The following is a 12,806-nucleotide window of genomic DNA, read 5'->3' as shown; positions in this document are numbered from 1 at the left end:
CCGCTAGGCGCACTATATAAAATGAGCTGCCGCACGTTAGTGCGACAGCCCCTTTTTCGTACTTATTAAACAATACCCTGGGCGTTCATCGCATCTACGACTTTCTCGAAGCCTGCAATGTTTGCGCCTACAACATAATTTCCTGCTTTGCCATATTTCTTGGCTGCATCATCCATGTTGTGGAAGATGTTGATCATGATCTGCTGCAGCTTTGCATCTACTTCCTCGAATGTCCAGCTCAAACGTTCGCTGTTCTGGCTCATCTCCAGTGCACTGGTAGCTACGCCGCCTGCGTTTGCTGCCTTGCCGGGAACGAATAAAACGCCATTTTCCTGCAGATACTGGGTAGCTTCCAGAGTGGTAGGCATGTTAGCACCCTCGCAGACAGCGATCACACCATTTGCAACCAGTGCCTTCGCATCCTCTAACTGCAGCTCATTCTGAGTCGCACAGGGAAGTGCGATATCAGCTTTCACACTCCATACGCCCTTGCCCTCATGATATTCCGCGTTCGGACGATACTTGGTGTACTCAGAAAGTCTTGCACGTTTCACTTCCTTGATCTCTTTTAATGCTTCCAGATCAACACCTTCCGGATCATAGATCCAGCCGGTGGAATCTGTGGCAGTAACAGGCTTTGCACCCAGCTGATATGCTTTTTCAATTGCATAGATCGCAACGTTTCCGGCACCGGAAACAATTGCAGTCTTTCCTGCGAGTTCAATGCCATTTTCCTTCAGCATTTCACGGGTCATGTACAGCAGACCATAGCCGGTTGCTTCTTTTCTAGCAAGAGAGCCGCCGTAGGTAAGGCCTTTTCCGGTCAGCACACCTTCATACAGACCGCGGATTCTCTTGTACTGTCCATATAAATATCCGATCTCTCGGCCACCTACACCGATATCACCGGCAGGAACGTCTGTGTCTGCACCGATATGACGATACAGCTCTGTCATAAAGCTCTGGCAAAATGCCATGATCTCACGATCAGATTTGCCCTTCGGATCAAAATCGCTGCCGCCCTTACCGCCGCCGATCGGAAGACCTGTCAGCGAATTTTTAAATACCTGTTCAAAGCCCAGGAATTTGATAATACCAAGATTTACGGAAGGATGGAAACGCAGTCCGCCCTTGTAGGGTCCGATTGCACTGTTAAACTGTACGCGAAAACCAGTGTTTACCTGAACCTGTCCCTTATCGTCTACCCAGGGAACGCGGAACATAATCTGTCTTTCCGGATTCGTCAGTCTCTCCAGGAGCGCGTTTTTACGAAATTCTTCTTCGTTTGCCTCTACAACGACGCGCAGAGACTCCAGTACTTCTTTTACTGCCTGATGGAATTCGGGCTGAACAGGGTTTTTCTCAACAACCTGCGCAATCACCTCATCAACATATGACATAAATCTTTCCTCCTTGTCCAGTTGTTCAGTTTCGAAGCTATTATATACTTATTGTTTTTTCAATGCAAGCACTTTATCACATTAAACTAAAAAATTTCCGAAATTTTTTGAACTGCTTTTGCGTTAAAGATACCTTTTCAGCTCTCGGATATTGTTTTCCTCAAAATCCAGCAGCTCCCCGGCAAGCTCCAGCGCTTGTCCATCCGCTTTTTCATTCCGGTTCATCGCTTTCCAGAGACTGGTCATCCCCATGCTGCTGCCGCGGATCAGCATTTCCGCCATATGGCTCGTAGTGGCATTAAACAGCGTGTTCCCATGAATGGACGCAGTCAGCATCAGCTGCTTTACCTTGTTGACTGGGTCCGGCGTCTGGTTTTTCGAAAACAGCACCGCCCTCGCGCGGTCGTGAAGTTCCCCATATTTAAAGGATTCCCGCGCCAGCATCAGCGCCATCGAATTGTCGTACACCTTCGGGTTAATGACCTCCAGAGCATGCATCCCCATTTCCGCATTCTTCTGAACCTCCCGAAGCAGTTCAATATCGTCATTTTTCATATCCGGTATTCCTCCCTTTTTCTGTCCCGAAAACAGGATAGCATCATTTCCTGTAACGTAAAAACCGGAAGTGTATCTCACTGTCAGAAACACTTCCGGTCTTAGCGTTCCCAAAAATCGGGAAAGAATACCGTTTTTCTTATTTTAAAACTTTTAAAACTTCGGTCTTTACATAGCCGGTTTCGCCGTTATATTTGACTCTAGTCCAGCCGTCCGCCTGCTGCATCACAATTTCCAACGTTTCGCCTGGAAATGCGGTTCCGATCTTGTCCGCAGTTTCGCTGCAGGCCTTCCGGATGTTGATTGTCTGTGCGATCTTGATCTTGCCGGATGCAGGCAAATCCGAGGACGTCGATGTTGTAGCTGCAGAAGACTCTGCCGTCTGTGCAGCTTCGGAAGCGGAAGACTCTGCCTGAGCCTCCTGTGTTTCTTCCACGTCCTTTAAATACTCCGATTTGATATAGCCTTCTTTGCCGTTATATTCGACCTTAGACCAGCCATTTTCCTTCTTCTCCAGCAGTTTCAGCACTTCGCCGACTGCCACCTTGCCAAGGCGCTCTGCCTGTTCACTATCGGAGGAACGCACATTGACAACGTCTGTCGCTTCTACCTTTGTTACAGTGGTCTGAGCTTCTGCTGCCGCCTCTGCAGGCTGCGTCTCCTCTTCAGAAGCCGTCTCAGCCTCTGCCAAAGCTTCACCGACCTCTACCTGCAGATCTTCTTTTAGCTGCGCCAGATAATTGTTGAGTGTATCGTCCTGCATAACCGCTTCATTAAAGACAACCTGTACCCGATTCATCAGGTCAATGACGTCGTCCTGCGCGGAAATATCTTCCAGATACTGATTGACCGAATCCTCCACATCGCCTTCATAAATATACAGGCTTCCGTCCTCTCTGGGATAAACCAAATACGGGCTGATGCCGGGCACTGCAGTTTCCAGGTCTTTAAACTTGATTTCATAATAAGCATAGACCAAATAAGAACCGTCTACCGGGCCTGTCTTTGTATAGCAGACCACGTTCTGGTACGCTTCAATATGCTCGCTCATCTTCTGCAGATAGATCTGCGTCTCCTGATCGTAGGTATTGACGATGGAATTGATCGTATCCATGTCACCGGCAGCAGCCGCATTATAATATTCGGTAATCAGCTGCGTTACTTCCGGCACGGTATTTTCTTCCAGCGGCATCTGCAGCGTTGTCTCCGTTTCCGCTGTCTCTGTCGTCGTTTCCGTCTGCGTCTGTGTTCCGGTGTTCGAAGCTGTCGTCTTTGCACCGTTTCCGAGCGTGATGCCGACCGCAACACATACCGCAATTACTGCAACACCTGCGCCTGCACCAATACAGGTCTTTTTCTTGTTATTCCGAAAAAAATCCAGAATTTCTTTCATCTTTTCGTTCTTCATACTTTCCGCTCATTTCTGCGCACGCTTTTTTGCGCATATCGAGTTTGTGTCAAGTGCGCGCAGACACAAATCTCGCGATTGAAAAATGTTATTTTTCAATCTTCTATCACAACCGTTTTGTCTGTTCTGTTTAATTTACGGGTTTCTGTTCTGTTGTTACAACAAAAAAAGTGATGCGATAAAATGCAACCGACAGGAATCGAACCTGCATTAAAGGCGTCGGAGGCCTTCGTTCTATCCGTTAGACTACGGTTGCAAGACTGCAATATACGAATATATTACAAATGTATTACGCATCACTATTTTGTATCTTATCACAGGCATGCCGGATTGTCCAGCACTTTTTTGAATTTCACAGGGTTTTCACGAATGACGTGGGGGAACTGTAACAATTCCGACCAGACAGGTTTCGCATGAGGCATCCGTTTCCCATGCGGTAAAAACGCCAGGCGCACAGTCACAGCTGCACCCCCGGCGATTCTTTCGTTCTCGATAACAAAATGTCCGCAGAACGCGCTTTTGCGAATGGTGCGAGTGAACTGTAACTATTTCAGTCCATGCTCCAGGCGCTCCTTATAGCCATCTGCATGCTTGACATCCAGCTTATTGTAACACATCTCATATTCCGCGTCGGAATAACATTTGTCGAACGACTCTTCCACATTCGTACGGTAAACCAGACCAATCGCAAGGGAAGGTGCGAGATACGGATCTTCATAGTTCGTACACGCCTGCTGGATTCTGTCACAGAACGCTTCCGCTTCTCCGTCCTCCGGTGTCGGAATTACGATTTCGAATACATCTCCGTCCACACGGCCGATCAGGTACTCTTCCTTCGCTTCCTTGCGGATCAGACCTGCAACGGTCTTGATCAGGCGGTCACTCTCCTCGTTGCCGAAATGGTCATAGACAAATTTCCAGTCGTTAATATTGGCGCAGATCACTGCAGCCGGAGCGGTCTCCTGCATTTCCAGAAGGCGTCCTTTCATATAGGTCTTATTCAGCAAACCAGTCAGGGCGTCTTCGTGTTCGCCGCGCTTGATGCGGTAAGCCTCCTGCTCCATCGCCTCTTCCAGCTCGTCTGCATAGATCGCTGTCTCACGGTAACGATAATGGTCACACGCCAGTGCTTCATACTGCAGCATCATATGTTCAACAATGCGCTCTGCAAGCTCCTGATCGGAAGCCTGATCCATTTTTACATAGAGATGACCAATCGTCCGATTGAATACGCGAAGCTTTCTGCCCGGATCGTTTACAACATCCGGCTCAAAGCCTGCAAAATTGCCGACCTCCACTGCGATTTCCCCGTGGCGCTGCGTCAGCAAAAGCTCGATTCCGAGCACTTTGGAAATATCCTCAAAACATGCCTTTACCAAAGAAAGATCCAGCAGATTCTCCAGGCTGTATTCTTTGATATGCTCTTTTAACCGTTCCTCCATTGTCATTGAACCGTATGCCATAAATGCTCTCCTTCCTGAATCTGATCCATCCTGTTCTTTCCTTTTTGACCGGTTGTTCTTTCTGATCATGATACGCTCTTTAAATTATAGTATCCAGAAAACCTTTTGTCCAGTAAAAAGCTTGCCCGGCGGTCATTTTTCACTTGAAATATTCATGATTTTCTGTAAAATAGGAAAGGATTGATATCATATTGTAGTTTTTTATGTATTTTCAGGAAAAGAAAGGTAATTCAACATGATCAGTGCAAACAACGTGACGCTGCGCCTCGGCAAAAAGGCGCTGTTTGAAGACGTAAACATCAAATTTACAGAGGGCAACTGCTACGGCCTCATCGGTGCCAACGGCGCCGGCAAATCCACCTTTTTAAAGATTCTTTCCGGACAGCTTGAGACCACCAACGGCGATATTGTCATCACTCCCGGACAGCGTCTTTCCGTGCTGGAGCAGGATCATTTTAAATATGACGAATACCCCGTTATGGACACCGTCATCATGGGTAACTCACGCCTGTATGAAATTATGAAGGAAAAGGACGCCATCTACGCAAAGGAAGATTTTACCGATGAAGATGGCATCCGCGCTTCCGAGCTGGAAGCAGAATTTGCAGAAATGGACGGCTGGAACGCAGAATCTGACGCTGCTACTTTATTAAACGGTCTTGGCATCGACACCGACCTCCACTACAGCATGATGCGCGACTTAAACGGCAGCGAAAAGGTCAAAGTCCTGCTGGCACGCGCACTGTTCGGCAACCCGGACATCCTGCTGCTCGATGAGCCTACCAACCATCTGGATCTGGATGCAATCGCATGGCTGGAAGAATTTTTGATCAATTTCGAAAATACCGTCATCGTCGTATCCCATGACCGTTATTTCTTAAATAAAGTCTGCACCCATATCGCAGACATCGACTACGGCAAGATCACCCTCTATGCCGGCAACTACGATTTCTGGTATGAATCCAGCCAGCTGCTCATCAAGCAAATGAAGGAAGCAAACCGTAAGAAAGAAGAAAAAATCAAGGAGCTGCAGGAATTTATCTCCCGTTTCTCCGCAAATGCTTCCAAATCCAAGCAGGCGACTTCCAGAAAGCGCGCCCTCGAAAAGATTCAGCTGGACGACATCAAGCCCTCCAGCCGGAAATACCCTTATATTGACTTCCGCCCCGACCGCGAGATCGGCAATGAAGTCCTCACCGTAGACGGCATCTCCAAGACCGTAAATGGCGTAAAAGTATTAAACAATATCTCCTTTATCGTTGGTCACAACGACAAGATCGCATTTGTCGGCAGCAACGAGCTGGCAAAGACCACGCTGTTCCAAATCCTTGCAGGCGAGCTTGAACCCGACGAAGGAACCTACAAATGGGGCATTACAACCTCCCAGGCGTACTTCCCGAAGGATCCTGCCGCAGAATTCGACAACGACGATACGATCGCAGACTGGCTCACCGGATACTCTCCTGTCAAGGACGCAACCTATGTCCGCGGCTTCCTCGGACGTATGCTGTTTGCAGGAGAAGATGGCGTGAAAAAGGTAAAAGTCCTTTCCGGTGGTGAAAAGGTGCGCTGCCTGCTTTCCAAAATGATGATTTCCGGTGCAAACTGCCTGATTTTAGACGAGCCGACCAACCATCTGGACATGGAATCCATCACCGCACTGAACAACGGTCTGATCAAGTTCCCGGGCGTTGCGCTGTTTGCCTGCCACGACCATCAGTTCGTACAGACGACCGCAAACCGCATTATGGAAATCCTGCCCGACGGTTCCTTAATCGACAAGATCACCACTTATGACGAATACCTGGAAAGCGATGAAATGGCGAGAAAACGTACCGTTTACACCGCTGACAGAGAGGGTGACGAAGATTGAACACCGTAGACCTTCATGTGCATTCCAACAAATCCGATGGAAGCTTTACGCCCTCCGAGCTTGTCGATATGGCGATTGCAAAGGGGCTGACCGCTTTTGCCCTGACCGACCACGATACGACTGCCGGTGTTAAGGAGGCCGTCGCATACGGACAGGAAAAAGGCATCGAAGTCATCCCCGGAATCGAATTTTCCACAGAATACTATGGAAAGGACGTCCACATCGTTGGTCTTTTTATCGATGAGAATGCTCCCGCTTTTCAGAAGCAGATCGGAAGCTTTGTTCGTGCGCGCGAAGAGCGAAATGAAAAAATGTGCGCCCGCCTCGCTGCAGACGGCATCGATATCAGCTATGAAAAGCTGCTGGAAGCCTTTCCGGACTGCGTCATTACAAGAGGGCATTACTCCAGATATCTGCTCGACCACGGCTATGTCAAAAGCCTGCCGGAAGCGTTCGACCGCTATCTCGGGGACCATACCAAATATTTTGTTCCCCGGGAAAAAATCACGCCCGCCCAGGCGGTTTCCCTAATTCTCGCCGTCAAGGGCATCTCGGTTCTCGCCCATCCGACGCTCTACCATATGGGAAAGGATAACCTTTCCTCCCTCGTCCGCCACTTAAAAGAAGCCGGACTGGTCGCGCTGGAAGCGGTTTATTCGACCTATTCCGCCGGGGAGGAGCGTCAGATGCGCCAGCTGGCTGCCCGCTATGGGCTGTTGATTTCCGGCGGCTCCGATTTTCACGGAAAAAGCAAACCCGGACTGGAGCTTGGAACCGGCTATGGCAAGCTTTTTATCCCGGAAGATATTCTGATTGCCCTCAAGAAAAAAAGGAAGGAACTGTTCGATGTCTGAAAAAATACTGTTTACCGACTTAGACGGCACGCTGCTCAATTCCGCGAAAAAAGTTTCGCCCGGTATGCAGCTGCTGCTTTCCAAAATGGTGCTAGCAGGCAACCGTCTGGTACTCACCTCCGGCCGTGCCCTGCCAAGTGTTTTAAAGGTTGCGAAAAATGCTGGTCTGCTCTTTCCCGATACGGTTATCATCGCTGCGAACGGAAACGAGGTCTATGACTGCGACACCAAAACCTTTCTGATGCGTAAAAGTGTCCCAATCGAAATCGCCGAGGATATCATTTCGATGGCGCAGGAAGAAAGCCTGTACCTACATTCCTACAGCGATACCTGCGTTGTTGCCCCCAAAGACGGCGTCGAAGTAAAACACTACTGCTCCCGCACCGGAATGGAATATCAGGTCAGCGACGATCTTTTAAAGACGATCGGACACGCACCCTGCAAGCTTCTGGCGATCGATATGGAAAACCACGGACGTCTGGAAGCGTTTCGCAGCAGAATTCAGGAAAAATACGGCGACAAGATCTCCGCAATTTTTTCCAATCCGATTTATCTTGAAATTTTCGATAAGACCGCCGGGAAGGGAAACGCTGTCCGTTTCGTCTGCGAGCATTTTCAGATTCCGCTTTCCAACAGTGTCGCTGCCGGAGACGCCGAAAACGACATTTCCATGCTGCAGGCTGCCGGAACTGCCGTTGCGATGGCAAACGCTACGCCCGAGGTCAAAGCCTGCGCCGATTTTATCACGCAGCAGGATAACGACCACGATGGACTCTCGGAAGCGATTTTACAGCTGTTTGAGATGTAAAAAGTATCATGAATAAAAAGCTCAGGGAACGTCACCTTTGTGACAAATTCCCTGAGCTTTTTAATTCGCTTTTATCCTTCTACGATCAGGTAGCGCCCATCTCCGACGTCGAAAACCTCTGCTTCGTCCAACACCTGATCCGGGTTCTCCACGTCGATTCCCGCTTCTTCAAAATACTCCATCACCGCAGCTTTGGAATCCACAACAACCGCCATGCAGTCCTCCAGGAAGGCTTCCGCTTCTTCCATTCCCTCTGCTACCGGCTCTGGAAACAGCCTGTCCTGCTGCTTCAAAAAACACTTCAGTACCGCCTCATCATACTCGTAACCCATAGAATCCTCCTTGTTTTTCTTTTTTGTTTTCATTCATTTCCACACTCATCTTCCAGTCCGTCCAGGAACACGGCAAGCGGGACGTCCAGCGCCCTGCAGATCCGCATGATCGTATAAATTCCCGGATTTTTTGTCGACCCGTCCGCGATGTGCGCGATCGTTGTCAGCGGCACACCGGATGCGGCTGAAAGCACATACAGCGACCAGCCTTTTCTCAGACAATACTCTGTCATCCGCCTGCCGAGCCGATTGGGCAGCTGCGCACACCACGATGGCGTGCGTCGTTTTTGTTTTGGGTTGTTTTCCGCCATGAAGCTCTCCTTTTCCAGCTGCCGTTTTATTTGTTCAGACAATAGCATGTTCGCAGAGCGTGCATTCTATTGCTTCAACGTCCCAGAATCGGAGTTTGCACCGGCAGCCTATACTTCTATATCCTGCCAAAGCGGTAAAACGTTACAGAAAAAAATAAAAAATTTCACAGCAATTCCAGCAGCTCGCCCGGGGCTGTAATCACCGCGTCCGCATGATGTGCCCGCAGCTCTTCCTCATCCCGAAATCCCCACAGCACGCCAACGGCGAAGTTGCCTGCGGCTCTGCCTGTTTCGATATCCACCCAGCTGTCGCCGACGTAAATCGTTTCCTCCGGCGAAACGTCGAGCCGTTCCATAATCGCGTATACGCCGTCCGGCGCGGGCTTTTTGGGGACATTCGTTTTCTGTCCCTGCACAGCATCAAAAAAGCCTTTGCCGAACAGCGTTTCTACCACATCAACCGTGTTGGCATGCGGCTTATTGCTGAACACGGCGATCTTAATCTTCTTCTCCTTCAATGTATCTAAAAGCTCTGGAATGCCGGGATAGGGCTTGACCTCATACAGGCAGTCCTTTGCGAAATATTCCATGTATCGGTCATAAACCTCGTCCAAAAGGCACGGAACCGCCGCAAAACCATCATCGTCCCGGACAGGGGAGGGCTGCTCTTTTGCCCCTACATAACGCAGTGCCCGCGTAATCTGCATGCGCGCGCCGTTTCCTACGAATTTTTTATAACATTCCTGTGGGATCGCCTGCAGTCCAAAATCCTCCAGCGCCCGGTTCGTGCAATAGGCGAGGGAAGTCAGCGTATTCGCAAGCGTTCCGTCCAGATCAAAAATCACTGCTTTTTTCATATGCATTTCCTCGGGTAACCTCTACTTCTTTGTTTCAAACTTGCTTCTACATCCATCCGCGGCTTTTCAGTTCCTGGTACAGACGCCCAACCGGCAGTCCTACCACATTGTTATAGTCACCACGAATGCCTTTGACAAACCGCGCGCCCAGTCCCTGAATGCCATAAGCGCCCGCCTTGTCCATCGGCTCTTTACTGTCAATGTATTCGGAAATTTCCACTTCCGTCATCGGATAAAATTCCACCTGCGTGCACTCGAAAAATGTGACCGTCTCGCTTTGACTGTAAAGCGTTACGCCGGTATAGACTTCATGACTGCGCCCCTGCAGAGCTGTCAGCATTTCTGCTGCCGCTTCTCTGCTATGCGGCTTTCCGAGGATCTTTCCCTCACAGCATACCACCGTGTCCGCGCCGATCACCAGCAACTCCGGCTGCCGTTTTCCGTTAAGGTTCGGCTCCTGTGTTTCCTCAGAGATCTGCTCCTGATCTGCGTCAGGATTCTGCCCCTGCCCGCCAGAAAGCTGCTCCCAGATATCCACCGCTTTCTGACGGGACAGCTCCTGCACCAGCGCACCTGCCTCCGTCGTTTTTGCATTTTCTTCTTTTGTGCTCGGCATAACGGTAAATTCCAGTCCGATCTGCGAAAGCAGCTCCCGGCGCCGCGGGGATGCGGATGCCAGTACCAGCCGAACGTTTTGCTCTTTTTGCATGTCCTTACTCCATTTCCACATGGGTTTCCGGAATGAATACCCGTGTGTCCCGATATTCTTTTTTGACGCTCATCTCCTGTGCCTCTTTGCAGAACACCTCCTGTGCGCAGTAGGGTTCCTTGCCGCGGCCGTCCGCCTTTTCATAGCTGCCGTCCGGCTTTAAGATATGTGCTTTCTTGTTGTCGCGCAGCTGTCCCTCCAGAATGTGCCAGAGCTTTTCTTTCAAAGCAGGTGCTTCGACCGGGAACAAAATCTCCACTCGGCGCTCCAGATTTCTCGGCATCCAATCTGCGCTGCTACAGTAAAATTCCGGATTGCCATTATTTTCAAAGTAAAATACGCGCGCATGCTCCAGGAAGTTTCCGACGATCGAACGCACGGAAATATTTTCGCTCACTTCCGGAATTCCGACTTTTAAGCAGCAGATACCGCGCACGATCAGCTCAATCCTTACACCCGCGCGGCTCGCCTCATACAGCGCCACGATAATATCCCGATCGCACAGGGAGTTCATCTTTGCAATGATATGTCCCTCACGCCCAGCTTCCGCGTTTTTCTTTTCCCGCTCGATCAGATACAGGAAACGATCTTTTAACCACAACGGTGCAAGGCTCAAACGGTTCCAGGAACGCGGCTCTGAATAACCGGACAACATGTTGAATACCGCCGTCGCATCCTCACCGATCGCTTCGCTTGCCGTCATCATGCCGATATCGGTGTAGAGCTTTGCAGTTGCATCGTTATAGTTTCCGGTTCCCAGATGTACATAACGGCGGATGCCATCCTCCTCCTTTCTGACAACCAGTGTAATCTTGCTGTGGGTCTTCAAGCCGACCAAACCATAGATAACATGACAGCCCGCTTTTTCCAGCTTTCTCGCCCAAACGATGTTGTTTTCCTCATCGAAACGCGCCTTTAATTCTACCAGAACGGAAACCTGCTTACCGTTCTCCGCAGCCTGCGCGAGCGCCGCGATGATCGGCGAATTTCCGCTGACACGATACAGTGTCTGTTTGATCGCAAGCACATCCGGGTCTTTGCTCGCCTGCCGGATAAAGTCCACGACCGGCACGAAGCTCTGGTACGGATGGTGCATCAGCACGTCGCCTTTTTTGATTACATCGAAAATATTGTCGGTACCGTCGAACTCCGGCACGGGCGCAGGCGTATATTTCGGCGCACGCAGCTCGTCAAAGCCCTCCAATCCGTATACCTTCATCAAAAAAGTCAGGTCAAGAGGTCCGTCGATTTCAAAAACGTCCTCCTTACGCACGGAAAGCTCGCGGCACAGAATCTTTAACAGCCGTCTGTCCGCAGCTGCCTCGATTTCCAGGCGGATTGCCTGTCCCCAGGTTCTCTTTTTGATCTGTTTTTCAATTTCCAAAAGCAGATCTTCCGCCTCATCCTCATCAATTGCAAGATCGGCATTTCGTGTAATTCGAAACGGATGTGCGCATAGAACGTTATAATTTAAAAACAGCTTGCTGATGTTGCGCTCAATGATCTCTTCCAGAAGCAGCACCGCAACCTCTGTGTCCCCCTCCTTCGCCGCCGGAATCCGCACAACTCTCGGCAAAACAGACGGAACCTGTACGGTTGCGAACTCGATTTCCGTATCCTTTTCTCCCTTTTTGGCAACCAGCGCGCCGATATTCAGCGTCTTGTTGCGGATCAGTGGGAACGGTCTGGAAGAATCCACCGCCATCGGTGTCAGAACCGGATACACATTTTCTTCGAAATATTCATCCACATACTGTGCCTGGCGCTCTGTCAGCTGCTCGTGATGCTCCACAAAATTTAACCCATTTGCCCGAAGCTGCGGCAGAAGCATCCGGTTGTAGGTGGAATACTGCAGCGCCGCAAACTTATGGGTTTCCTCCATCAGCGCGTCCAGCTGCTCTTTTGCAGACATTCCGGCGATGTCCTTTTTGGTATATTCGGCATGGATCATATCCACAAGGGAGCCGATCCGCACCATGAAAAATTCATCCAGATTGGAAGCGGTAATGCTCAAAAATTTCAGTCGTTCAAACAACAGAAGCTGTTTGTCGCGCGCTTCCGATAACACTCTTTTATTAAATAAAAGCCAGCTCAGCTCCCGGTTTGTATACAATGCGGGATTCTGAAGTTCTTTCTTATCCATATTTTCTGACCCTTTCTTTTTATTCATGACAATAGAATGCTCGCAGTGCGTGCATTCTATTGTTCTTTACTGCGATAGTTCCCGCTGCAGTCA

12 protein-coding genes and 1 tRNA gene are annotated in these 12,806 nt (G+C 49.7%); 3 read left to right on the top strand and 10 right to left on the bottom strand.

Annotation, left to right across the window (positions count from 1 at the left end; all coding sequences use genetic code 11):
• Positions 1-65 precede the first annotated feature (65 nt).
• The 5 genes from gdhA to ACLTOQ_RS09670 form a co-directional block, all read right to left on the bottom strand.
• Positions 66-1,400: an NADP-specific glutamate dehydrogenase gene (gdhA, locus tag ACLTOQ_RS09690; protein WP_412272004.1), complete on the bottom strand. Its 1,335-nt coding sequence runs from the start codon at positions 1,398-1,400 to the stop codon at positions 66-68.
• 123 nt (positions 1,401-1,523) lie between these two features.
• Positions 1,524-1,955 carry a hypothetical protein gene (locus ACLTOQ_RS09685; RefSeq protein WP_412319320.1) on the bottom strand — a complete coding sequence of 144 codons (432 nt, stop codon included), beginning with the start codon at positions 1,953-1,955 and terminating at the stop codon, positions 1,524-1,526.
• Between the two features lie 139 nt (positions 1,956-2,094).
• Positions 2,095-3,363 (bottom strand): SH3 domain-containing protein, encoded by a 1,269-nt coding sequence (locus ACLTOQ_RS09680; RefSeq protein ID WP_021915726.1) that lies wholly within the window; start codon positions 3,361-3,363, stop codon positions 2,095-2,097.
• Between the two features lie 184 nt (positions 3,364-3,547).
• A tRNA-Arg gene (locus ACLTOQ_RS09675) sits at positions 3,548-3,619 on the bottom strand.
• 289 nt (positions 3,620-3,908) lie between these two features.
• On the bottom strand, positions 3,909-4,826 hold the full coding sequence (locus ACLTOQ_RS09670; protein ID WP_412272000.1) for a GGDEF domain-containing protein: 918 nt from the start codon (positions 4,824-4,826) through the stop codon (positions 3,909-3,911).
• A 235-nt stretch (positions 4,827-5,061) separates the two neighbouring features.
• Between ACLTOQ_RS09670 and ACLTOQ_RS09665 the strand changes: the two genes are divergently transcribed.
• The 3 genes from ACLTOQ_RS09665 to ACLTOQ_RS09655 are packed head-to-tail and all read left to right on the top strand — an operon-like array spanning position 5,062 to position 8,361.
• The gene (locus ACLTOQ_RS09665; protein ID WP_337597615.1) at positions 5,062-6,699 is read left to right on the top strand and encodes an ABC-F family ATP-binding cassette domain-containing protein; all 1,638 of its coding nucleotides are present in this window, start codon (positions 5,062-5,064) and stop codon (positions 6,697-6,699) included.
• Positions 6,696-7,553, top strand: coding sequence for a PHP domain-containing protein (locus tag ACLTOQ_RS09660; protein ID WP_412271998.1), 858 nt, complete (start codon positions 6,696-6,698; stop codon positions 7,551-7,553). Before ACLTOQ_RS09665 ends, ACLTOQ_RS09660 begins: the two co-directional genes overlap by 4 nt.
• On the top strand, positions 7,546-8,361 hold the full coding sequence (locus tag ACLTOQ_RS09655; protein WP_021915722.1) for a Cof-type HAD-IIB family hydrolase: 816 nt from the start codon (positions 7,546-7,548) through the stop codon (positions 8,359-8,361). The genes ACLTOQ_RS09660 and ACLTOQ_RS09655 overlap by 8 nt, the downstream gene beginning before the upstream one ends.
• Before the next feature lie 71 nt (positions 8,362-8,432).
• Here the strand turns inward: ACLTOQ_RS09655 and ACLTOQ_RS09650 are convergent, their stop codons facing one another.
• The 5 genes from ACLTOQ_RS09650 to ACLTOQ_RS09630 form a co-directional block, all read right to left on the bottom strand.
• Positions 8,433-8,693 (bottom strand): glyoxalase, encoded by a 261-nt coding sequence (locus tag ACLTOQ_RS09650; protein WP_117959676.1) that lies wholly within the window; start codon positions 8,691-8,693, stop codon positions 8,433-8,435.
• Between the two features lie 29 nt (positions 8,694-8,722).
• Positions 8,723-9,004, bottom strand: a complete 282-nt coding sequence (locus ACLTOQ_RS09645) for a helix-turn-helix domain-containing protein (RefSeq protein ID WP_021915720.1) — start codon at positions 9,002-9,004, stop codon at positions 8,723-8,725.
• Between the two features lie 164 nt (positions 9,005-9,168).
• Positions 9,169-9,861: an HAD family hydrolase gene (locus ACLTOQ_RS09640; protein WP_337622621.1), complete on the bottom strand. Its 693-nt coding sequence runs from the start codon at positions 9,859-9,861 to the stop codon at positions 9,169-9,171.
• A 46-nt stretch (positions 9,862-9,907) separates the two neighbouring features.
• A complete protein-coding gene (locus ACLTOQ_RS09635; RefSeq protein WP_337672536.1) occupies positions 9,908-10,570 on the bottom strand; it encodes a Maf family protein in 663 nt (220 codons plus the stop codon).
• A 4-nt stretch (positions 10,571-10,574) separates the two neighbouring features.
• Positions 10,575-12,740 carry an RNA degradosome polyphosphate kinase gene (locus tag ACLTOQ_RS09630; RefSeq protein WP_412271995.1) on the bottom strand — a complete coding sequence of 722 codons (2,166 nt, stop codon included), beginning with the start codon at positions 12,738-12,740 and terminating at the stop codon, positions 10,575-10,577.
• Positions 12,741-12,806 lie beyond the last annotated feature (66 nt).

Origin of the sequence: Gallintestinimicrobium sp. (assembly GCF_046968865.1) — a bacterium.
GTDB classification, from domain to species: Bacteria; Bacillota; Clostridia; order Lachnospirales; family Lachnospiraceae; genus Gallintestinimicrobium; species Gallintestinimicrobium propionicum.
This window is presented reverse-complemented; position numbering and strand designations above follow the sequence as displayed.